The sequence below is a fragment of the Halohasta litchfieldiae genome, from assembly GCF_002788215.1.
Taxonomy (GTDB): Archaea; Halobacteriota; Halobacteria; order Halobacteriales; family Haloferacaceae; genus Halohasta; species Halohasta litchfieldiae.
The window spans coordinates 1,678,620-1,701,007 of the sequence record NZ_CP024845.1 but is presented as its reverse complement, the minus strand read 5'-3'; the positions used below and the strand labels follow the sequence as shown (position 1 = coordinate 1,701,007).

21 protein-coding genes are annotated in these 22,388 nt (G+C 61.7%); 9 read left to right on the top strand and 12 right to left on the bottom strand.

The features are described from left to right. Nucleotides 1–100: 100 nt before the first annotated feature. The 7 genes from HALTADL_RS08610 to HALTADL_RS08580 form a co-directional block, all read right to left on the bottom strand. A complete protein-coding gene (locus HALTADL_RS08610) occupies nt 101–1,354 on the bottom strand; it encodes a HEAT repeat domain-containing protein (protein ID WP_089670697.1) in 1,254 nt (417 codons plus the stop codon). A 69-nt stretch (nt 1,355–1,423) separates the two neighbouring features. Next, complete coding sequence (locus tag HALTADL_RS08605; RefSeq protein WP_089670698.1) at nt 1,424–4,006, bottom strand: heavy metal translocating P-type ATPase; 2,583 nt, start codon at nt 4,004–4,006, stop codon at nt 1,424–1,426. A gap of 136 nt (nt 4,007–4,142) precedes the next feature. After that, nucleotides 4,143–4,466 carry a hypothetical protein gene (locus tag HALTADL_RS08600; RefSeq protein WP_089670699.1) on the bottom strand — a complete coding sequence of 108 codons (324 nt, stop codon included), beginning with the start codon at nt 4,464–4,466 and terminating at the stop codon, nt 4,143–4,145. Next, nucleotides 4,463–5,488, bottom strand: coding sequence for a DUF7490 domain-containing protein (locus tag HALTADL_RS08595; protein ID WP_089670700.1), 1,026 nt, complete (start codon nt 5,486–5,488; stop codon nt 4,463–4,465). The genes HALTADL_RS08600 and HALTADL_RS08595 overlap by 4 nt, the downstream gene beginning before the upstream one ends. Before the next feature lie 85 nt (nt 5,489–5,573). Continuing rightward, nucleotides 5,574–6,161, bottom strand: a complete 588-nt coding sequence (locus HALTADL_RS08590; protein WP_089670701.1) for an AsnC family transcriptional regulator — start codon at nt 6,159–6,161, stop codon at nt 5,574–5,576. 94 nt (nt 6,162–6,255) lie between these two features. After that, nucleotides 6,256–6,555 carry a hypothetical protein gene (locus HALTADL_RS08585; RefSeq protein WP_177171883.1) on the bottom strand — a complete coding sequence of 100 codons (300 nt, stop codon included), beginning with the start codon at nt 6,553–6,555 and terminating at the stop codon, nt 6,256–6,258. A 123-nt stretch (nt 6,556–6,678) separates the two neighbouring features. Then, nucleotides 6,679–8,049, bottom strand: a complete 1,371-nt coding sequence (locus HALTADL_RS08580; RefSeq protein WP_089670702.1) for a PGF-CTERM sorting domain-containing protein — start codon at nt 8,047–8,049, stop codon at nt 6,679–6,681. A gap of 180 nt (nt 8,050–8,229) precedes the next feature. On the opposite strand from HALTADL_RS08580, the gene HALTADL_RS08575 reads away from it, so the two are divergent. The 5 genes from HALTADL_RS08575 (at nt 8,230) to HALTADL_RS08555 (ending at nt 14,101) form a co-directional block, all read left to right on the top strand. Further along, nucleotides 8,230–8,775: a hypothetical protein gene (locus tag HALTADL_RS08575; protein ID WP_089670703.1), complete on the top strand. Its 546-nt coding sequence runs from the start codon at nt 8,230–8,232 to the stop codon at nt 8,773–8,775. Nucleotides 8,776–8,832: 57 nt separating this feature from the next. Beyond that, complete coding sequence (locus tag HALTADL_RS08570) at nt 8,833–10,941, top strand: thioredoxin domain-containing protein (protein ID WP_089670704.1); 2,109 nt, start codon at nt 8,833–8,835, stop codon at nt 10,939–10,941. A gap of 168 nt (nt 10,942–11,109) precedes the next feature. Further along, the gene (locus HALTADL_RS08565; protein WP_089670705.1) at nt 11,110–11,784 is read left to right on the top strand and encodes a DUF4166 domain-containing protein; all 675 of its coding nucleotides are present in this window, start codon (nt 11,110–11,112) and stop codon (nt 11,782–11,784) included. 4 nt (nt 11,785–11,788) lie between these two features. Beyond that, complete coding sequence (locus HALTADL_RS08560) at nt 11,789–12,769, top strand: YndJ family protein (RefSeq protein ID WP_089670706.1); 981 nt, start codon at nt 11,789–11,791, stop codon at nt 12,767–12,769. A gap of 78 nt (nt 12,770–12,847) precedes the next feature. Next, nucleotides 12,848–14,101: a Glu/Leu/Phe/Val family dehydrogenase gene (locus HALTADL_RS08555; protein WP_089670707.1), complete on the top strand. Its 1,254-nt coding sequence runs from the start codon at nt 12,848–12,850 to the stop codon at nt 14,099–14,101. Nucleotides 14,102–14,144: 43 nt separating this feature from the next. On the opposite strand, the gene HALTADL_RS08550 is transcribed toward HALTADL_RS08555, so the two are convergent. Beyond that, complete coding sequence (locus HALTADL_RS08550) at nt 14,145–14,525, bottom strand: thioredoxin family protein (protein WP_089670708.1); 381 nt, start codon at nt 14,523–14,525, stop codon at nt 14,145–14,147. 110 nt (nt 14,526–14,635) lie between these two features. Between HALTADL_RS08550 and HALTADL_RS08545 the strand changes: the two genes are divergently transcribed. Continuing rightward, nucleotides 14,636–15,547: a PLP-dependent cysteine synthase family protein gene (locus HALTADL_RS08545; protein WP_089670709.1), complete on the top strand. Its 912-nt coding sequence runs from the start codon at nt 14,636–14,638 to the stop codon at nt 15,545–15,547. A 42-nt stretch (nt 15,548–15,589) separates the two neighbouring features. On the opposite strand, the gene HALTADL_RS08540 is transcribed toward HALTADL_RS08545, so the two are convergent. Continuing rightward, the gene (locus HALTADL_RS08540; protein WP_089670710.1) at nt 15,590–16,300 is read right to left on the bottom strand and encodes a DUF7345 domain-containing protein; all 711 of its coding nucleotides are present in this window, start codon (nt 16,298–16,300) and stop codon (nt 15,590–15,592) included. After that, on the bottom strand, nt 16,300–17,982 hold the full coding sequence (locus tag HALTADL_RS17345; protein ID WP_143054104.1) for a DUF7096 domain-containing protein: 1,683 nt from the start codon (nt 17,980–17,982) through the stop codon (nt 16,300–16,302). Before HALTADL_RS17345 ends, HALTADL_RS08540 begins: the two co-directional genes overlap by 1 nt. Nucleotides 17,983–18,203: 221 nt before the next feature. On the opposite strand from HALTADL_RS17345, the gene HALTADL_RS08530 reads away from it, so the two are divergent. After that, a complete protein-coding gene (locus tag HALTADL_RS08530; RefSeq protein ID WP_089670711.1) occupies nt 18,204–19,262 on the top strand; it encodes a helix-turn-helix transcriptional regulator in 1,059 nt (352 codons plus the stop codon). 40 nt (nt 19,263–19,302) lie between these two features. Next, entirely contained in the window at nt 19,303–20,223 is a 921-nt protein-coding gene (locus tag HALTADL_RS08525; protein WP_089670712.1) for a PhzF family phenazine biosynthesis protein, read from the top strand. Nucleotides 20,224–20,230: 7 nt separating this feature from the next. On the opposite strand, the gene HALTADL_RS08520 is transcribed toward HALTADL_RS08525, so the two are convergent. After that, nucleotides 20,231–20,647, bottom strand: a complete 417-nt coding sequence (locus tag HALTADL_RS08520; protein ID WP_089670713.1) for an SHOCT domain-containing protein — start codon at nt 20,645–20,647, stop codon at nt 20,231–20,233. Between the two features lie 66 nt (nt 20,648–20,713). Further along, on the bottom strand, nt 20,714–21,586 hold the full coding sequence (gene htpX, locus HALTADL_RS08515) for a zinc metalloprotease HtpX (protein ID WP_089670714.1): 873 nt from the start codon (nt 21,584–21,586) through the stop codon (nt 20,714–20,716). Between the two features lie 110 nt (nt 21,587–21,696). On the opposite strand from htpX, the gene HALTADL_RS08510 reads away from it, so the two are divergent. Next, nucleotides 21,697–22,323 (top strand): phosphoribosyltransferase, encoded by a 627-nt coding sequence (locus HALTADL_RS08510; RefSeq protein ID WP_089670715.1) that lies wholly within the window; start codon nt 21,697–21,699, stop codon nt 22,321–22,323. Nucleotides 22,324–22,388 lie beyond the last annotated feature (65 nt).

Sequence of the window (22,388 nt, the reverse complement as noted above, 5' to 3'; positions counted from 1 at the left end):
CGGGGCTGAACACTGAAAAGGAGCCGTGTTGACCGCAGAGAGTGTCTAGAGATTCATTCGAATAGACGAACAATAGCCGCCAGCAAACGGTCGATTCGAATCAGGCGTTCGCCACGGCGGCGTCGAGCGAGCGTCGGGCTTTGTCGATCTCGGTTTGGACGATGAAGGTGTCGTCCGAACCATGGTCGACAACGGCTTCGAGAGCGCGTTTCGTGCCGATCTGGCGGAGCGCCCACGCGGCTTGGGCGCGGACGTTCTCGTTGTCGTCGGCTTTGAGCGTGTCAGCCAGTGGTTTGATCGCGCGGGTGTCGCCGAGCAGGCCGAGCGCGCGGGCGGCCTGCGGGCGGACGTTGTCGTTGTCCATCAGGAGTTTGTCGGCAATCGGTTGGACGGCGCGTTCGTCGCCGATCTCGCCGAGTGCGCGGAAGGTCGTCTTCTGGAGGGCGGCGTCCTTGTCGGCGTCGACGTACTCGATGAGTGTGTCGACGGCCTCGGTCGCGCCCATCTTGCCCAGCGCCTTGATCGCGGGCTTGTTGCGCTTGTTGGCCAACTGCATCATCGCGTCGATGGCCTCCTCGGTCGCGGCGACCGGCCCCATGCGGGCCAGCGTGTCGAGACAGTGTTCCTCCATGAAGTCCGAATCGAGTTCATCGAACGCCAGCAGGACCATCTCAGTGTTGCCCCGTTTTTCGTGTTCCTTCAGTGCGGCCCACTCCGGCGGGTAGTCTTTGGTGTGGCCCAGCACGTCGTAGTAGCCCTCCGATTGGAGGGTTTCGCGGACTGTGAGGTCGTCCCACTCTTGGGCCGCCTCAAGATCGGCTTCGAGGGTGTCGACCGCGTCGACCAACTCCGCGAGGGTCTCGCTGTCGTCGTCGGGGTCGAGGTCGGCGCTGTCGACAGCGGCCGCGCTGTCGCTGAGTGCGTCGAGCGCGCTGTCGAGCCCGGAGATCGGGTCGACGGTGGTGTCGAGGATCTCTCCGACCGTCTCGGTGAAGGCCTCAACGGCCTCGATGACCTCACCTTCGCCCTGCTCGGTCCAGTCGCCGTCCTCGATGGTCGATTTGGCGGCTTCAGTGCTCTCGATGACGTCCTCGGCGTAGGGACCGCGCTGGGATTCGAGTTCCTCGCGGTAGTCTTCGAGTTGGGATTCGAGTTCCTCGGCGGGGCTCTCCTCGTCTTCGTCGTCGGGAACCGGAAGCTCCGATGCTTCGAGTTCCGATTCGATCTCGTCGAGGTCGGCCTCGATTGCGTCGAGATCGGACTCGGTCTCGGCGGCCGCAAGGGCCTCGTCGACGGCCTCCAGTCGCTCCGCGAGGCTGTCGACAGTCTCGGCTTCCTCGTCGCCGTTGCTCATATACGCTATCTCCGTGAGTCTCTCAAAAGAGCGTTTCCATTCAGTAGCCTCCAGTTCCGCGTCGGTCTCCTATCTGAACAACCGCGTCACGAGCAGGTGGTAGTCCTCGTGTGGGTCGTAGCCGCGGAACAGCAGGCTGTTTGTCATCACGCTCACGCTGGAGCCAGCCATTGCCAGCCCTGCCAGCGCCGGGTTGAGCAGGCCCAGCGAGGCCACCGGGATCAGCGTCGCGTTGTAGGCCAGCGCCCAAAACAGGTTCTGGCGAATCTTCGACAGCGTCGCCTCCGAGAGCCGAATGACCTTGAGGACGTCCGCCGGATCATCCCGCATTAGCGTCACATCCGCGCTCTCGATGGCCACGTCGGTCCCCGAGCCAATTGCCACCCCGATGTGGGCGGTCGTCAGGGCGGGGGCGTCGTTGACGCCGTCACCAACCATCATTACTCGGTTCCCGTCTGCTTGGAGGTCGTCGACTGCGTCGGCTTTGTCCTCCGGCAACACCTCTGCCCGAACGCTGTTCGGATCGATTCCGACCTCTTTGGCGACCGCGGCAGCAGTGCGCTCGTTGTCGCCGGTCAGCATTACGACCTCAAGCCCGCGCTCGTGGAGTTCGCTGACGGTCTGCTTGGCGCTCTCACGAACCGTGTCGGCGGTGGCAACGACGCCGACGAGGTGGGTGTCGACAGCTACTAGCATTGCCGTCTTTCCTTCGCCTTCAAGTCGTTCCATCTCTGCGGCCGCAGGTTTGGGATCAATCCCGTTGTCGACCATTAGCTTTCGATTCCCAACCAGCGTTTCGCCGTACTCGGTCGTCGCCCGCACGCCGTGGCCGGGGACGTTCTCGAACTCGCTTGGGTTGGCCACATCCAACTCACGCTCGCGGGCCTCGTCGACGATGGCCTCCGCAAGTGGGTGTTCGGAGCTGGATTCCGCGCTGGCCGCAGCCCCAAGGACGAACGCCTCGTCGACGCTCGCTTCCACCACGCCGCCGTCGCTTTCGATGCCCCCATCGGTCGCTGGCCGGTCAATCACGACGACATCGGTCAGTTCCATTTCGCCGTGGGTCAGCGTCCCCGTCTTGTCGAAGACGACGGTGTCGACGCTGCGGGCTTTTTCGAGGATATCTGCACCCTTGAATAGGACGCCGTTGGTCGCGGAAATCGTCGACCCCACCATCGTCGCGGCGGGGGTTGCCAGCCCGAGCGCGCAGGGACAGGCGATCAACAGCGCGCTGGCCAGCACGATCATCGAGAACTCGATGAGTGGGACACCGCCAGCAACCGGCCCGCCGCCCACGGGCGACCACAGCGGCAGCGCCTCAGCGACCCCGAACAGCGCTTCGGGAAACAGATACCAGAGGCTCGCCCAGACGACCGCGTTGAGAATCACTGCGGGGACGAACACCGCGCTGATACGGTCGACCAGCCGCTGAATATCCGGCTGTCGGGCTTGGGCCTGTTTGACGCGCTCGACGATCTGCTGGATCGCGGTATCTTTCCCGACTCGCGTCGCCTCGACCTCCAGAACACCGTTTTCGTTGATCGTTGAGCCCACCACCTCGTCGCCCGGCTGCTTTTCAACTGGCACACTCTCGCCGGTCACCATCGACTCGTCGACCGCGCTCTCGCCATTTCGGACCACGCCGTCGGTCGGAACTCGCTCACCGGGGCGGACTTTTAGGCGGTCACCAACGTCGACCGCCGAGAGCGGAATCGTCTCCTCGCTGCCGTCCTCGCGGATCACGGTCGCCTCCTCGGCTTCGAGTTCCAGCAGCGAGCGCAGCGCATCGCTGGCTTGGGCCTTCGACCGGGCTTCGAGCCAGTTGCCCAGCGTGATAAACCAGAGGATGAACGCCACTGCTTCGAAGTAGAGGCCGCTGTCGACAGATAGCAGTCCCAGCAAGACGACAGCGCTGTAGACGTAGCCGACCGAGGTCCCCATCGCCACGAGGGTGTCCATGTTGGCCTGCCGGTTGTTCACCGCCGCGCGGTAGGCTCCGACGAGGAACTCCTTGCCCAGCGTTGCCATTAGCAGCGTCGCAAGACCGAACTCGATCCAGCCGAGCGAAATCCCCGCGACTGACTCCGGCAGAAAGCCAGCGACGAACATGTCGACCATCACCAGGACGAACGGTGCGGTCAGTATCCCACCGAAGACGACGAGTTGCCACTGTTTTTCCATCTCGCGTTGGGCGACCGACTCTCGCTGTTCGCCGTCACTGTCTTCGTCATCGGTCGGACGCACTGGCTCGTAGCCGGCGTCTTCGATGGCCTCGTAGATTTGATCGATCTCGGTGTCGACCGGGTTGTACTCGACGGTCGCCTCATCGCTTGCGAAGTTGACCGTTGCCTCGATAACGCCCGGCACCGACTCGATGGCCTCCTTGTTGGTCTTCGAGCAAGTCGCACAGGACATCCCGCCGATGTCGACCGTTAGGGTCTCTCTAACTGGGTCGTAGCCGCTTCCTTCGATAGCCTCGTAGATCTCACTGAGGCTCACCGCTTCCGGATCGTACGCCACCGATCCTTCGTCGGCCGCGAAGTTGGCATTCACCTCGTCGACGCCTGTGAGGGAGTCGACCGCCTCCTCGACGTTGCCGACACAGGTTGCACACGACATCCCCTCGATTTCTAATCGCACTGTTCTGCTCATAGGTGTATATACGGGGTCCTATTTCATGCGAATTGTGGTTTCAAAACGAAAGCAAAGGCCTAGTCTGAATTTAGATTCGATAGTCTATTTCGCCTATGGCTTTCTATTCGCTCTCAGTCAGCGAAGAACGGCGAGATCAGGTGAGGCGTTTGAGTTGCATGGAGATGCCGCCGACACAGACCAGCAACACGGTGAGATTGAATGCCGCGCGGAAGAAGGCGCGGTACTCCGGCGAAATCAGTTGGTTGATGACGTTGCCGACAGCGCCGTATAGCTGTATCACCGAAACGAGTGCGAACAGAACCAACAACGCCAGTGCGGCGTAGTTGAGCAGGGTTCGGATATCTCTCGATTCGAGTGTGAGATTCTGGTTCGTTTCGCCGTTGCTCCGCGTTGTTTGCGAGGGTTGGGTTTCGATGTCGGTATCGCTGGTCATTGTTCGTGAACTGTCGTCGCTCATTGTGATCGCCTCCGAGCAAGCAGTGCCGTCGCAAGGAGCGCGACGAGGCCAATGACGGCACTGAAGCCGGGTGTCTCTTCGCTCGTTGCCTCGCCCCGGGATCCGTCATCGGACGACATGGCACCGTCGTCACTCATCCCTCCTCCCGATCCCGATTCGAAGTCCGATGCCTCGAATTCGACGTCCGTTTCGGTCTCGTCAGCACTGATCCGCTCGCTTGGATCGAGATTTGCGACGCTCCGTGCGGAGTCGACGTGGACGCTGTCGCGCCAGAGGACGGCATCGATGTAGTAGTTATACCCCTCAGGAACTGCCGCGCTGGCATCGACAGTCGACGTTCGGCCGGCCCGGATGTCGCCGACAGGGACCGTAACGCGGTCGGCGACAATGTTCGATTCGGCCTGTCGGACGGTGAACGTCACTTCGAGGTCACCGGTCGACTCATCGCCCTGATTCGTGAGTGCCCCCGACAGGTCGAGATCGACTCCATCATCGCCTGTCGACCCGATACCCACCGAGATCGGTTGCATCGCGCTTTCCTCGGCGAACTCGACGTTCGATTCGGCGTAGGCGGGGGTCAGCGCTTCGAGACCACTGACCTGTCGCCTCGCACGGTCGACACGCTGGCCATCGCGGAAGACGATGGTCTCGATTCGGTAGCCACCCTCGCGGGCAACCGTGAGATTAGTGTTGACGGCTGTCTCACGCTCGCCCCGCAGGGTGTCGACGTCGGTGGTCCGATCCGTTTCGACGAGGTTCGACTCGCTGTCGATGGCACGGAACAGGACGGTCACGTTCCGGGTAGGGTTACCCCGGTGGCTGAGTCTGGCTTCGACGCCCAGCGTGGCCGTCTCACCCGTTATTTCGCCGGGTGAAATGGGTACCTCCTCGATATCGACGTGCCCCGGGCGGAGGGGTTCGTCCGCCGAATCCGCAAGCGCGTTGGGAACCACTGCGGCGGCGACGAACGACACCACGACCACGCCGATGGCCGCGGCGACGACTGTCTTTTCAAACTTCATGTCACTGAGTTATGTAGTGGTGGTAAGTATCTTGTGAACTACTGGATACCAAACAGTCGCAACCGTGCGGGTTCGGCTACCGTACTTATGCTCCTTTCTGGAACTGCTCGAACCGGTCTTCGAAGTTCGCCAGACAGGAGCCACAGCAGAAGTGGTACTGTGTGCCGTCGATCACGGCCGATTCGCCGTCGCTTCTGACGGCGTTGCCACACTCGTCGCAGTCGACCGCAAGCTGGGCCTCGCCGAGTCGGGGGGTCCACTCCGCAGCCGACAGGAGACTCACATCGATCTCTCGGAGGTGGTCGGTCTCAACATCCTCCAGCAGCCCGTCGACCCCATCGGGACCGAGTGTTGCGTGGACAACCACGCGCGCGTCGGCAGTGACGTACTGGTGTTCGACTCGTTCGAGATCCCCAAGACTGTCGGCGACAGCCGTTGTATGGCCGGGACTGACCGAACAGTCGACGAGCACTTCAACGCCATCCCGAAGCATCGAGCTATCGAGATTGAGGGTAAACCCCTCGATGACGCCGAGGTCTTCGAGACGGCTGATCCGGTCGGCCACCGCTGGGGCCGAGAGGTCGACGTGGTCGGCGATCTCGCTGTACGGTCGACGGGCGTTTTCGAGCAGCAGCCGAATAATTCGGCGGTCGGTTTCGTCCAGCTCTCGCATGCGTCGACGCACGCGACAGATACATGTGTAGCTTCGGGATGGACCTCCGTTTCAAAACCGATTCGACGTTTTGGCCTTAGAATCAAAACCCGGTCTACTCACCGAGCACGACCCGACAGCACTCTCTGGCTGCTTTTATATGTCTGTCTGCGATCTCGTCGCCGGTCGTTTCGGCCGAATTGAGCAGGCCAGCAGCCTGCCGGACCCGTTTTTGACGTGTCTCAGCATCGAGCCCGTCGGTTGCGGCGTCACGGGCGACGGCTTCGGCCTCGCCGAGCCAGCGGTTCGTCGCTGGCGGGACCGGGCGCTCGCCCGTTGCCGAGAGATGGTCGGCAAGCGCGTCGACGGCAGCCCGCGGCTCGCTCGGCACTTTTGGTCTCCCTGTGTCGGTCATGGCCTCGGCTACAGCCGCCCATCGTGTAGGCGTTTCGTTGGTGGGTACTGCGTAATCATGTACTATAAAAGTCGTCAGTCAGTTCAGGGTCGACTGACTACCGTTTCGGTGGTTGTTGGCCGCTCAGTTACTATTGCTTCGCCGTCTCGCACTGAGTACAACGGCCAACAGTGCGCCCACTGCGACAACGAGACCGAAGCCGGGTGTGTCGGAGTTCGTCTCCTCGTCGGTCGTTTCGTTGCTCTCGTTCATTTCGTCGCTTTCGTTCATCTCACTGCTCTCGTTGGCTGTAAGCTCTACCGTGCCGTGTGTCGTGGTCGTCGTCCCGTCGTCGGCTGTTGCAATATGGACGTAGGTGTACTCACCGGCCGACCAGTCGGCCTCCGTTCCGACGCTGATCGTTTCGCTCCCGCTCACGTCTGTTCGAGCAGTGACCGAGCCCGCCGGGCCACTGGCGTCCGGCGATGCAGTCGCGAGATGGCTGGTCACCACACCGATCTCGCTCGTGTGGGCTGCCGGACTGTCGCTGACAGCGCTTCCGAAGACGGTGGCATCCTCGACATCAGCAACACCGTGGACTGCCGCCCCGTCGACGCTCACATCGTCGGGCGTGATGTCGTCCTCGACATCCTGGTCCGTACTGTAAGTGATATCCTCTGCTCCGAATGTCTCCTCGTCGAAGAGCCCAACCGTGTGGTCGACGTTCTCACCATCGGCGCTGACGTCGAACTCGACTGGCTGGCCAACCTCACCAGCGTCGGCAGACACGGTCGAATTGCCGTCTTGGACGGCGACGCTATCGATACCGAGCACGTTGATCTGGCCGTCAGTTTCCAGCCCATCGCTGTCGACGGTCACACCGTCGCCCTCAACGGTCTCGATGACGTAGAGAACGTAGACGCCGCTCTCGCTGTCCTCATCCAGCCGGTAGTACGAGGGGAAGTAGCCATCGTCGTCGACGACGCGCATGTCATGCTCTCCGTCCTCGGTAAACTGCGTGTCGAACTCCGCCCGCTCGTTGCGGTCGTCGGCAACCAAGAGATTCGCCGCGCGTTCGGCCGAGAGTTCGGCGGCCCCGTTGGCGGCCGGATCCGAGGGCTCATCGAGTTTGGCGACGACCATCGAGGTTTCGGTGCCGGCGAACTGCTCGGTGTCGGCACCGTTGTCCGACCAGTAGTTGAACTGGAGCAGCGATCCCTGACCGACTGCTGTCGCCGCGGGATCGCTCGTGACGCCGTCGACGCTCGTCCCGTCCGAATACGTCCCGTCGACGTTCCGCGTGGGGTTCGATGCCACCAACGGACTCTCGACCTCCGAGGTCTCATCCGGATGTTTCTGACTGATCGCGTAGGTCGACTCCGACCAGACCGAGACCTTATCGGTGAGTTCGATCATCCCGTCATCGTCGGGTGTCTCGGCGACAGTCGCCGTCGACGCGAGGGTGATAGCAACCAGCACGGTGAGTGTTAACACTGCGATGCGTCCGTTCGACATGGCCCATCGTTGCAGGCCGCTCTCTGTATCGCTCACAGTGATTCTCTCAGTAGTCTGACTATATTGTAACGCTACCACTACTACCGGAGTATATACTGACTACCAACCTCGGTGAGGTGGGCACCAGCCGAGTAGGAACCTCCTACTGCCGGCCGGACACGGACGGCTTTTTACAGTTCGATGCTAAGTTGTCGCTATTCAACGGCAGACCAGTCGACGCTCAACAGACGGCGCGTACTCGAACTCTCCGGTGTCGGATCAACCCTCGCAGTCGCTGGCTGCCTGAGTCAGCTCAACGGTTCGGAACCCTTCTCGGGGGACCGTGGTGAGCTTGCCGACGACGAACGCCGCGTGACGATGGCCGTTCGAGTCGACCAACAGGCCCTCCAGCAGAAGCAGATCGAACTCCAGCGGCAGATACAGTCGGGGAACATGACTCAGGAGGAGGCTCGCACACAGCTACAGGATCAGCAAGCCCAACTCGTCGACGAGGCGTTCCAGGCCGTGCTCGATGAGTTTGAATCGCTGGATATCACTATCGAAAACACCCTCGACCGGGGACTGATGCTCGTTGCCGGCCCGGCCACGGATCTGATCGATGCGACCGATACGGACGTGATCGAGGCGCTTGCGGGCGGGGAACTGTTCGAGCAGGCCCAACAGGCCGCCCAAGAGCAGCAACCAACGACTCAGCCCACCGGCTCCGAAAACACGACCGACTCCTAACGCACTACGCCCCCTCGACACGGTTCTTTTTTGCCTCTTGCGAGCCGACTGCTAGCAATGAGCGACCCCCTCTCTCGGAACCGATTGGATTCGGAAGCGAGCCCGTATCTCAAACAGCACGACGGCAATCCCGTCAACTGGCAGCCGTGGGACGAGACCGCCCTCGAAGCCGCCAAAGAACAGAACAAACCGATCTTCCTCTCGATTGGCTACTCGGCGTGTCATTGGTGTCACGTGATGGAAGAAGAGAGCTTCGAGGACGAGGCGGTTGCCGAACGACTCAACGAGAATTTTGTTCCAATTAAGGTCGACCGCGAGGAGCGTCCCGACCTCGACAGCATCTACATGACGGTCTGTCAACTCGTCACCGGACGGGGCGGCTGGCCGCTGTCGGCGTGGCTCACCCCCGATGGCAAGCCGTTCTACGTCGGCACCTACTTCCCACCCGAGCCGCGGGGCCAGATGCCCGGCTTTGGCGACCTCCTCGACAAAATCAGCGAGTCGTGGAGTGATCCCGACCAGCGCGACGAAATGAAAAACCGCGCCGACCAGTGGACCGACAGCGCCTGCAACCAACTGGAGTCGACGCCGGATGAGCCGGGCGAACGGCCCGGAAACGACGAACTCGACGATGCGGTTCGGGCGGCACTCCGCTCGGCGGACCGCGAACACGGCGGGTTCGGCTCCGACGGCCCGAAGTTCCCCCACCCCGGCCGGATCGACCTCCTGTTGCGTGTGTATGCTCGCAGCGGCAACACCGACGCGCTGGATGTCGCCACCACCACGCTTGAGGGGATGTCGACCGGCGGCATCTACGATCAGTTAGGCGGCGGCTTCCATCGGTACGCCGTCGACCGAGAGTGGACGGTGCCCCACTTCGAGAAGATGCTGTACGACAACGCCCTGTTGCCCCCGCTGTATCTGGCGGCCTCTCAACTTACCGGCCAACCGCAGTACGACGACGTAGTTAGAGAGACCTTAACGTTCGTCGACCGCGAACTCACTCACCCAGAGGGCGGCTTTTACAGCACGCTCGACGCCCGGAGTGGCGACGAGGAGGGCACCTTCTACGTCTGGACGCCCTCGCAGGTCCACGACTTCCTCGATGAGGAAGACGCTGAGCTGTTTTGTGATCGGTACGGTGTCACCGATTCGGGCAACTTCGAGCACGGGACGACCGTCCTGACGATCTCCGAGACGGTCGAACATCTCGCCGAGGAGTACGACTGCTCGGTCGACGAGGTCGAACGTCGACTCGCGGAAGCCGAATCGACGCTTGCGGAGGCCCGCGAGGAGCGAACCCGACCACCGCGAGACGAGAAAATCCTCGCTGGCTGGAATGGGATGATGATCTCGGCGTACGCGCGAGCCGCACAGGTACTCGACGTCGACTACGCCGAACAGGCGACTGACGCACTCTCCTTTATTCGTGAACAGCTGTGGGACGGCGACAGTGGCCACCTCACCCGCCGGTTTATCAACGGCGACACCAAGGGCGACGGCTATCTCGAAGATTACGCCTTCCTCGCTCGGGGGGCATTCGACTGCTACCAAGTCACCGGCGACGTCGACCACCTCCAGTTTGCACTCGAACTAAGCGAGATGATTGTCGAGGAGTTCTGGGACGCCGAGGAGGGGACCATCTACTTCACGCCACAAAGCGGCGAGGAACTGGTGACTCGACCCCAAGAACTCGACGACCAGTCGACGCCCTCCAGCCTCGGTGTGGCCACCGATCTGCTGCTCGTGCTCGACGGCTTCGTGCCCGATGTCGACTACACCGAGATCGCCGGACGGGTACTCGAAACCCACGGCAACCGGATCAGGGGGAATCCGCTCCAGCATGTTTCGCTGACGCTGGCCGCCGACCGCTACGCTCACGGCGGTGCTGAACTCACAGTCGCAGCCGACGAACTGCCAACCGACTGGCGAGATGAACTTGCCGACCGGTTTCTGCCCGGTGTCGTCGTTGCTCAGCGACCGCCAACTGAGGAAGGACTCGACGCGTGGCTCGACCAACTCGGCTTCGAGGAGGCCCCGCCGGTGTGGGCCGGTCGCTCGGCAGTCGACGACGAGCCGACCGTCTACGCCTGCCAGTCGTTCACCTGTTCGCAACCAGAAACCGACCTCGAGCCTGCCTTAGAGTGGCTCGAAGCTAACCGATAGAACGTCGACGGTCGTTTTCAGTTATGATCATTCGATACATAACAGCTGCCAAACAATTATGCCTGTATAAAAGAGAGTAGCTAGTATGACTTCGAGTTGTGAGTTTTGGTCGTTCACACACAGTCAGCAGAGACGTTTGGCCAGCGCGTCGACGGACGGGACACAGCGATGACCGGGGTCTACGAGCGGGCGCTCGGTGCGGAGGCAGAGGCGCTCCATCCGAAAGTTCGCTCACGGTACGGCATCGCATCCGACAGCTACTGTCGGTGTGTCGGTCGGGGGGAGATGGACATCAGCCGCGGCACCCATGTGCTTCCCGTCCTCCTGTTGATGACTGGACAGAACATGCTGTTTCCCGAGGGCGGACACGATATTCCGTTCACCGTGACGACGATTGGCTACGAACATGAGTCCGGCTACGAGGTGCTCACCACCCGCCGGGAGTTCGAGTTCAGCCGCCGTCGACGCCGCTTCGATTCGTTGACCCTCTGGGACGAAGCCAACGGTCGACTGCTGGATTTCTTGGGCACCGATGGCCGAATCGTCTCGGAACTCCATCCTCGTGTCGAGTCTGGGGCGCTTGTCGTCGAGGCTGGCCGTCAGTGGCTTCGGACCAGTGGCCGATACATCCCGCTTGCGGGACCGATGGCGGCTGATCTCGAAGTGCGTGACCGCTACGACGAAACCGACGAGCAGTATCACGTCACCGCGACCGTCGAAAACACGCTTGCTGGCCACATTATGAGCTACCGTGGGGCGTTTACACAGGACCAGACCCCGGTCGACAGTGTGCCGCCGACGCTCCGACTCGTTGAGAACCTCTCGACGCTGCCGCCACAGTGATCCAATGACTCGCTCTGCCACCGGTTCTGTAGTTGGATCGTCGCCCAGCGTCGGTCGGTTCGCGCTGACCGATCTGAGTGCGGTGTTCGGTGGGGCGGTCTGGCTGGCTGTTGTGGTCGCTGGCTCGCTGTCTGCTATCGAGCGGGCGGTGGTGCTTGCCCCGCTCGTGTTGGTTCCACTCGGGTTGACGATGGTTGGGCCGCTGCCGGTTGAGGGCCTGCCACACTGGCTGTATCCAGCGGCTGTGGTACTACAGCCGGTCGGGGCTGTCTGTGTTCTCGCCTCGTTTCTCGTCTCGACGCCCAGCGTGGCGGCCGGTGCGGCAGTGGTCTGGCTGCTCGTTACCGGGCTGCTCGGGGTTGTCGGCCTCCAGCGACTCGTCGACCGCGGGGGTCTCGCTCCGATAAGCGACACCGCAATTGACAGCGGATTAGTATACAGTGTGGTTGGTGCGGTTGCACTCGTCCTCCATCATCTCGGGATCAGTTTCTGGTTTGAGCCGGTGATCATCCTGCTGACAGCGATCCATTTCCACTATGCGGGATTCGTTCTCCCGGTCCTCGCTGGACTGACTGGTCGCGCAGTTGGGACTCCCGGACGTGGGTTTCAGCTACTCACCGGGGTTATCCTCCTCGGGCCAGCGATTATTGCGGTCGGCATCTCGTTTTCACCGCTCGTCGAGTTCGTTGCGGTCGGCCTGTTCACCACAACAGTTGCCGTGTTTGGTGGCTACGTCGTGGTCCGGGTTGTCCCCGACCGCTCCCGAGTTCAGGGGCTCTGTCTCGTCGGCTCAGCGCTGGCACTCCCGGTTTCGATGCTGTTGGCCCTCGCCTACGCAGTGATGGTGGTTTCCGGAATCGATCCGCTTGGGGTTAGTCTGTCGCGGATGGTTCGATTCCATGGCTCGCTCAACGCCTTCGGATTCGCACTGCTTGGACTGCTCGGCTGGCGCGTCGACGTTCCAGTGCGGACCGGGACGACATAGGCTGCGTATGGCGGCTAATTCTCAGCCCTTGAAAGCTGTGCGACACTGTTAACAGCAATCCACTAAAACGGTCTAGCTATGGCTGACCATGTCAACCCGTTCGAGAGCCTTCAGGAGCAGATCGACGTTGCTGGCAAGCACGTCGACGTCCGGTCGGATGTGCTCGAACGGCTGAAACATCCCGAGCGTATCCTCGAAACCACGCTTTCGGTCGAACTCGACGACGGTTCGATTGAATTGTTCCGGGCGTTCCGCTCGCAGTTCAACGGTGATCGGGGACCGTACAAAGGTGGTATCCGCTACCATCCCGGTGTCAACCGCGACGAGGTCGCAGCACTCTCCGGCTGGATGACGTACAAATGTGCGGTCGTCGACATCCCGTACGGTGGCGGGAAAGGGGGAATCATCATTGACCCAAAACAGTACAGCGAAAGCGAACTAGAGCGACTCACACGCTCGTTTGCGGCCGAACTCCGCCCCATAATTGGAGAGAACAAAGACATCCCGGCCCCGGATGTCAACACCGGCCAGCGGGAAATGAACTGGATCAAAGACACCTACGAAACCTTAGAGAACACGACCGCACCGGGTGTCATCACGGGGAAAGCAATCGACTCCGGTGGCTCGGCGGGCCGCGTCGAGGCGACCGGACGGTCGGTGATGCTGTCCGCACGCGAGGTGTTCAACTGGCTTGGTGGAGATCTTGCGGACGCAACGGTCGCCATCCAAGGCTACGGCAACGCGGGATCGATTGCTGCACGTCTTATCGACGAGGCGGGTGGGACTGTCGTCGCCGTCTCGGACTCCGGCGGCGCGATTTACAATCCCGAGGGGTTAGATGCCGCCGCGGTCGCCGAGACGAAGCTCGAAACCGGCGCAGTTACCGAACACAACGCTCCTGAACAGCTAAGCAACGAGGAACTACTGACGCTGGACGTCGACCTCCTCATCCCGGCGGCACTCCAGAACGCGATCAACGAATCGCTGGCTGAGGAGGTGCGTGCAGACGTCATCGTCGAGGCCGCAAACGGCCCGCTCACGCCGGGTGCTGATCGCGTGTTCGCGGCAAAAGATACCTACGTTGTCCCCGATATTCTCGCCAACGCTGGTGGGGTTACGGTTTCGTACTTCGAGTGGGTTCAGAACCGCCAACGGTTTTCGTGGACCGAAGAGCGAGTCAACGACGAACTCGAACGGGTGATCTGCGAGGCCTTCGACGGGCTAATCGATACCTACGACACAAAAGACCTCGACTCCCTCCGGACGGCCGCCTACGTCGTCGCCATTGATCGCGTCGTCGACGCCTACACCGAGGGCGGAAACTGGCCGTAAAACCGATGTAAACTGGCCGTAGGCACTGCCTACCACCGGCCAATCACTCTTTGGTCGGTGCCTGCAGCTCTTTGCCGAGATAGGCCGCGATGGGAACCGCCTCGGATTCGACGAACCGGGCAATCTCCTCGCCATCCTGTTCGACGACCACTGTCGGGATGTACTCGATACCGTACTCCTCGACACCGGGGCCGGTTTTCGAGCCGTCGTCTTCCTTCTCAACAGGATAATGGTGGACGTCGGCGGGGTCGACGCCCGCTGCCTTCAGTGCCGCACCGAAATCCGGCAGTTGCTCTTGACAGTCAATACACCAGTCACCACCCCAGACGTGGAAGGTGTAGTCGTCGGCTCCGAGCGCGGCAACTGACTCTTGGAAGCCTGCTGGCTCCCACTCCGTGTTGGGCTGCATCGTCTGTAGTTCCATACCTTTCGGTTCGCCAGCGACCACTAAAACCTCCCCGGCTCTGAACGTAGTCGGTCGATAACTATAGTCGTCCGTTAGGCGTTTAGGCCATCGCAGAGTATAGTGACATAATGGACCACAGTATTCTCGACACCATCGGCTCGCCACTGGTCGAAGTCGACGCCCCCGACGGCGCGACGATTGCGGCCAAACTCGAATCGCGGAACCCCGGCGGCTCGGCCAAGGACCGACCCGCACTCTGGATGGTCGAAGACGCAGAGGAGACAGGTCGACTCTCGCCCGGCGATACTATTGTCGAACCGACAAGCGGTAACACCGGAATCGGGATGGCGATGGTCGGTGCCGCCAAAGGCTACGACGTCCAGATCGTGATGCCAGCCTCGAAATCCCCCGAGCGCCGCTCGATTATGAAGGCCTACGGCGCAGAACTCGAACTCGTCGACGGCGACATCTCGACGGCCAAAGATCGGGCTGACGAACTCGAAGCCGAAAAAGGGTATATCCAACTCCGCCAGTTCGACAATCCCGCCAACCCCGAGGCTCACTACGAGACGACGGGGCTAGAAATCCTCGACCAGATCGGCGACCGGACGGTCGACGCACTCGTCGCAGGTGTCGGCACCGGTGGCACGATTACCGGAATCGGTCGACGATTAGTAGAGGAGTTCCCCGGAATCGAGATCATCGCCGTCGAACCCGACGATTCGGCCGTTATTTCGGGCGAAGAACCCACCGGCGACAGTTTTCAGGGAATGGGTCCCGGCTTTATTAGCCCGAATCTGGAGACCGATCTACTGGATGGTGTCGAGATCGTCTCGGCTCCGGCGGCCGAAGCCGAGTGTCGACGGCTCGCCAGCGAGGAAGGCATTTTCGTCGGCCAGTCCAGCGGGGCCTCGAACCTCGCGGCCAAACGTGTTGCCGAGCGACTCGCTGAGTCGGAGACCGACGACCCACTCGTGATCACGGTCTACTGGGACAGCGGCGAACGCTACATGTCGACCGGGATGTTCGACGCCCAGTAGGTCGACAAAAAACAACAGCCTGCGTGCAATTTATCGTGAGCGTTACCGTTGGCGGAGCCGCTGTCGGCCAGCGTAGCCGACCGCGGTCAGGAGCCCCAGCGCGAGTAGTGTCGCCAAGGGTGTCGGCAGCGATTCATCCGTGCTGGCCGATCCATCGGCCGTAAACGTGGTGCTGAATCCCGAGAGGGTTGCTCCACTACTCCACTGTGCAGAGCCGTCGGTCCCTTCGGCTGGCGCGTGGCTTGTTTCGGTGAGTTCGTAGCCCTCCGGTGAGTTGACCACGAACAGCCGGTCCGGTTGGAACTCGCTGGCGAACGGCTCGCTGAGTGTCAGCTGGTCGCCCGAGACGTCTGCGAGCTGCTGCCACTGTGCGGAGACTCTGATAACACCCCGTTCGTCGACGGTTTCGAACCCAGCCTCGACACCACTGACTGACATCTCACGGCCGGTCTCGGTGGCGGTCCGGGCTGCGATCTGTGAGAGTCGCTGCTCGAACTCGCTGGTGATCTCGGATGGATCGTCCCGGAGCGCATTGAAGGCCTGCTGGTCGCTGTCGTCGGCCAGATCGTAGACTACAACCAGCGTTACCGTCGCGTCGCCATCCGGTTGGAGGTCGACGACGAACGCTGGTTCGGTCGGGTTCTCGGCCGTCGTTGCTGCCGAACTGGCTGCGGCGACAGCCGAGCCGCCGGTCGCCACGAGAACGACCATTGTGACTGCGAGTGCCACCGTACGGAGTCGACGCTCAGCCATTAGTTGTCATCCTCGTCATCTTCATCCTCAACGTCTTCGTCGTCATCTTCATCCTCAACGTCTTCGTCGTCATCGTCGTCCTCATCCTCGTCTTCATCCTCATCGTCCGCTTCGTCAGCATCGTCTTCTCGATCCTGCTCATCGGTTTCGAACTCGAAATCGAGTTCGCCCTCGCTGTCACCGGACTCGACTTCGATGTCGACCTCCTCATCGTCGGGCAGCGTAATCGTGAGCTGGCCGTTCTCATCGGTCACTCCGAGAGGCTCGTCGTTCACCGTCACCGAGGCGTCCGCAACCGGCTTGTCGTTCTGTGTGACTTCGATAGTGACCGTCGCGTTCGGTGCTGGATCTCCAGAGACGACACTCACCGAGAGCTCGTCGCTTTCGTCTCCGTCATTTTCGTCGTCATCGTCGTCAGCTTCCTCGCGGTCGGCTCCGAGCGAGAGTTCCAGTTCGCCCTCTCGGTCGCCGTCTTCGACCTCGATGTCGACCTCGTCATCGTCCGGCAGTGTCACGGTCAGTTGGCCGTTGTCGTCGGTCGTCCCGACGATCTGATCGTCGATTTCGACCTCGGCACCGGCGACCGGCTCGCCCGCCGCGGTCACCTGTAGTGTCACCGTTGCGCCGGGGGCTGGCTCACCCGAGACAACCGTGATCGAGAGCGATGTTTCGTCTTCTGCGTCGTCGTCATCGTCCAGATCACGCGGTTCGAGCTCCTCTTCGAACTCGAAGATCTCGCCGGTCTGGCCGTCGACACTCACTTCGGCTTCGCCCGTGTGGGTCGGGCCGGAGAAGCCGAATTCGAGTTCGAAGTAGCCATCACTGTCGCGTTCGGCCGACTGGAGCGTCCACTCGCCGTCACGGTCGGTCGACAACGCGTCTTGGGCGGTTGTGACTGCCTCGCGTTGGCTGATGACGAAGCTGCCGTCGCCGGGCTGGTCACGCTCGAACTCGCGGCTCTGTTCGCCGTCGTCGCTTTCGACCTCGATGGAGACGCCGTCGGCGCGGTCGACGCTGAACTCGCCGCTGGTGAGGCCCGTATACTGACTGAGTAGGGCTCGCGCACTGGAGCCGGTCAGCGACTGCAGCCGGCTTTGTGCCTCGGCGTTCGCCTCAGCATCGTAGCCCGCAGCCTCCAGTTCGGCTGCTGGAACGCTTGCAGCTCGCTGGTCGAGCCGATCAAAAGCGACACTGACCGTCGAGGCTTGGCCGCTCAGTACGGCGATCCGCTGGGCGTACTCGCTGGCCGAGAGGGTTCCGTTCTCGTAGGCAGCGGTCGCCGCACGTCGGTCGTCGACGAGTTCGGCGGTGCGATCACGGAGTGTCGACGCCCGCGAGGCCAGAAGGCTGGCTCGCTCGGTCTCGGCCGCCGACGCAAAGGCGGCTTCAGCCGAGGACTCCTCAATAGCGTTAGTTACCTCGTCATCGGTGACTTCGAGCACGGTCGAAAGCTGTTGGCCCGTGCTTGCACGCAGCCGATCCGACTGGTTGGTGGTGTTCGTCTCGTCGGACTGATCAGTGTTGTTCGTGCTGTTCGACTGGCTGGTGCTGTTCGTCTCGTCCTGAACTTGGTTCAGTTGGGGTGTGCTGACCGAGGCTGTGCTCGCCATTGCGGCGGCGGGGACCGAGCCGACCACGAGGCTCAACGCCACCAGCACGGCAAGCAGTTGTGTTACTCTCATCAGTTTACCCCAGTTTCCCGACCAGTATATATACCGACGGCCGTACTGCCGGATTCCGGCCGTTTCTACCCGATTCGGGACTGTTCTGGACGATTCTATACTGTTCTGGACGGTTCTATCCGGCCAGTGTCGACCGGTAACTAAAATAAAAACAGCACGTAACTGGCAGCGAGCGCTAGACAATACGATTGTTTAATGTCTACCAGACAGTACGGCCGACAATGCGACGCCGTCTCGTTTGGATCGGCCTCTTGATTGTCGTCTGTGTCGGCCTGATCGCCGCGGGGGCGGCCGCGACCGACCACACCGGCCCCTACCAGCTGCAGGCCGACCAGCCCGAGCCCGACAACACCGTCACCCGGATCGCCCTCCAGTCCACCGGCGACGCGGTCTGGACGATCAGGTTCCGCACGCGGCTCGCGACCACTGAAGACGTCGACGAGTACGAGTCGTTTCAGGCCGAGTTCGCCGATAACTCCAGTCGGTATCTCGACCCCTTCGAAGAGCGGATGACCGCGGTCGTCGACGGAGCGGCCGACCAGTACGACCGTGAGATGCGGGCGGTCGACTTCGAGGCCTCGACGACTATCCAGGAGGTCCCCCGCCGCTGGGGGGTTGTCAGCTTCCAGTTCCGCTGGGAGGGGTTTGCTGCTGAAACCGATGGGAAGCTGGCCGTCGGCGACGTGTTCGCCGGTGGTTTTTATATTGGCGAGGGTGACGTACTCGAACTCGCCGCGCCCGATGGCTATCGGATCGCCGAGGTCGACCCGACTCCTGATGAGGCCGAAGGCGGTGTCGTCCAGTGGAACGGACGCGAGGACTTCGCAGACGGTCGTCCGCAACTCCTCGCGGCACCCGAAGCCGGGGCGACTGGCGGCGAAGGTGGCACGCTGCCGGGCGGGACCACCGGCGTGGTCGCTGGCGTGATCGGTCTCGCTATGCTCGTCTCGCTCGGCGTGCTGGCAGTCCGGCGCACGCGGTCGACCGATGAGCCACCGACCGATAGTACTGACCGACAGTCCGACGAAGCGACAGCCACGCAGACCGATGCTAGCGCTGATTCGACCCCGCGTGGCCACGACCTCGTAACCAACGAGACACAGGTGGTCGACCTTCTGGACCAACATGACGGCCAGCTGAAACAGGCCGATATCGTCGACTCTCTCGACTGGTCGAAATCCAAAACCTCCCGTGTGCTCTCGGAGCTGGCCGACGACGGAACGGTCGAAAAGCTCCGCATTGGCAGAGAAAACGTGATTCGGCTCCAGACTGATGAGTAGCCGCGCAATTCTTTTCACCCGGTAGTCTCTCTGTCTGCCAATGCCTACACGACGGATGGCGCTTGTCGACGCCTTCACGACCGACCCGCTGTCGGGCAACGCCGCAGGCGTGATCCCCGACGCCGAGGGGCTTTCGGACCACCAGCAGCAGGCAATCGCCCGCGAACTCTCGGTCAGCGAAACCGCCTTTCTATCCTCCTCAGCGGAGGCCGATAGACAACTCCGGTATTTCACGCCCACACAGGAGATCTCGCTGTGTGGCCATGCCACGATTGCCGCCCACGCACTGCTCCACGAGGAGGGTGTCATCGAGGCCGGTAGTCACAGCCTCCAGACCGACAGCGGCGTCTTGGAGGTCGAGATCGACGATGACGGCACCGTCTGGATGCAACAGGAGTCGTCGACGGTCACCGAATGCGATATCGACTACGACCGATTGGCCGACGCCCTCGGTACCGACCCAGCAACCTTGCAGGATGTCGGTGCGGATATCCCGGTCGCCCGCGCCTCGACCGGGCTACCCGTGTTGATCGTTCCGATCAACTTCTTGGAGTCGTTGGGCGGTCTCCAACCGGATCTCGCGGCCATCGAACGGCTCTCGGAGGCTCACGACGTGGCCGGGATCTACGTCTTCACGTTCGATACCCTGTCGACCGACGCAACTGCTCACGGTCGGTTTTTTGCCCCCGCGGTCGGGGTCGACGAAGATCCAGTTACGGGCACTGCAAGCGGAGCCTGTGCGGCGTATCTGGATTCGGTCGGCTCGGCGGCGTTCGACGAACTCGACGACGAACTCCGCTTCGAGCAGGGTCAGTTCCTCGACCGGGGTGGACTGGTTCGGGTACGACTGGAGCGTGCGGGCAGCGATGGGTTCGTTTGGGTGGGTGGACGGGCAGTAACGACAGTCGACGGCACGCTCACGGTCCCCGAAGACGACGTCGACGAGATCATCGAAGCATAGAGTAGCGTTAGCGCGTCTCGGTTTCGACTTCCCGGCTTCGGGCTGGCTCGTCGTCCGTCTCTGCGGCTCGGTCGATCTTGTCTTCGGTTTCGACAATCGTCTCCAGTCGGTGTTCGAACTCTTCGTCACTGAGTTCGCCACGGACGTACCGTCCTTCGAGTTCGGTAACCGGGTCGACCGCCTCGGTGTCTGCTGGCTGAGTGGTTTCTCCGTCGAGATCGTCCTGCACGTACTGGAATCCCAAATAGCAGAGCATCAGTAGCATAAACAGCGCACTAAACCCGAGCCCGGCATTGATTCCCGACAGCGTGATCACCAGTCCAACCACGAGTGCGAGCGTGGCGATGGCGACAAAGCCGCCGAAGATGAGTACGATTACCGCCATGGCTTGGTTTGATTTGAGCCACGAGGACCAGTCGCTCATAGTAGCCCGTCCACGCGAAAAATGAAAGACGTTATGCCCGGTCAAGCGAACGTCCGGTGGCGCTGACTAGGCCAGTTCCTGCTCGCGTTCGAGTTCGCGGAGTTTCTCGATCCGTTTTTCAGTGGGTGGATGCGTGCTTGCGATCTTGCCGATAAAACCCGACCGAATCGGGATGATAAAGAAGGCGTTCATCTCAGCCTGCTCTCGGAGGTCATCCTGCGGAACCTTGTCCATTCGCCCACTGATCGACATCAGTGCGGAGGCGAGCGCGGCAGGGTTGCCGGTGATCGAGGCCGCACCGCGGTCGGCGGAGTATTCGCGGTAGCGGCTGAGCGCCCGGATCAGGAAAAACGAAATCACCCAGACGACAAGCGAAGCGAGGATGGCCACGTAGACGGGGGCCTGATTCCGGCCATTGCCGCCGAACAGCCAGCCCCACCGGACGACAATGAACGCGATTGTCGACAAAAACGAGGCAATCGTCATTACCATCACGTCGCGGTTTTTGATGTGGGCGAGTTCGTGGGCCATGACACCCTCCAACTCTTCCTGATTGAGCGTTCGCATCAGCCCGGTCGTGACGGCGACCGTCGCGTTCTTTTGGTTCCGGCCGGTTGCAAACGCGTTTGGAACTTGCGAGTCAGCAACTGCGACCTGTGGCTTCGGCAGATCTGCCTGCTGGCAGAGCCGCTCGACCATCCGATGGAGTTCGGGTTCCTCGTTTTCGTCGACGACCCGCGCACCCATGCTGTACAGTGCCATCTTGTCGCTGAAGAAGTACTGGACGAACGAGAACGCCCCCATCATGACAACAATTGTCAACATTCCAGCGTTGGTAACTGTGACGAGAATTCCTATAAATACGATATACAGGGCGAACAGAAGGAACATTGTCAGTCCCATTCGGCCACGCAGTCCCCAATCGGTCGACCATTTCATACCTACAACTAACCCTTCAATCCGTTAAACCCTACCGGAGGCGGCTGTCGTTGTGTCCACCAACCACATGGTCCTGAGCTATTTGCACCCACGGATCCAATTTCTAGATCATGGCATTCACCAACCGAACAACAGGTGGCCAACAGCTCGCCGCCCGGCTGGTCGAAATGGGCGTCGACGCCGACCTCGTCTGTGCGATCCCCCGCGGCGGACTCCCCGTCGGCCGCGCGGTCGCCGACCGCCTCGACGTTCCCCTCGACGTGGTCGTCGCATCCAAACTCGGTGCGCCATCGAACCCCGAACTCGCTATCGGTGCGGTGGCTGGCGACGGGAGCTACTGGCTCAACGACGACCTCGTCGACCAACTCGGGGTGAGCGACGACTACATCCAACAGGAACGCGACACGGAGGCCGAAGTCGCCCGACAGAAGATCGCTGACTACCGTGGCGGCGAGCCACTCCCCGATGTGAGTGGCAAACGCGTGGTCTTGGTCGACGACGGCATCGCAACCGAGGCGACCGCGATGGCCTGCCTCCGCCAACTGCAGGCGACCGACGCCACGGAAGTGATCCTCGCGGTGCCGGTTGCCCCACCCTCCGCACGCGCCGAACTCAGTGACGAGGCCGACCGCGTGGTGATCGTCGACGAACCGCGTCCGTTCCAGGCAGTCGGCCGCCACTACCGGGAGTTCGGCCAAGTCACAGACAGGGAGGCTATCGACCTCCTCGAACAGTGAGTGTGGTACTCGATCACAGATCGGACGGAGTGTCGCGTTGTTTAACCGGTCGACAGCCATAGAGG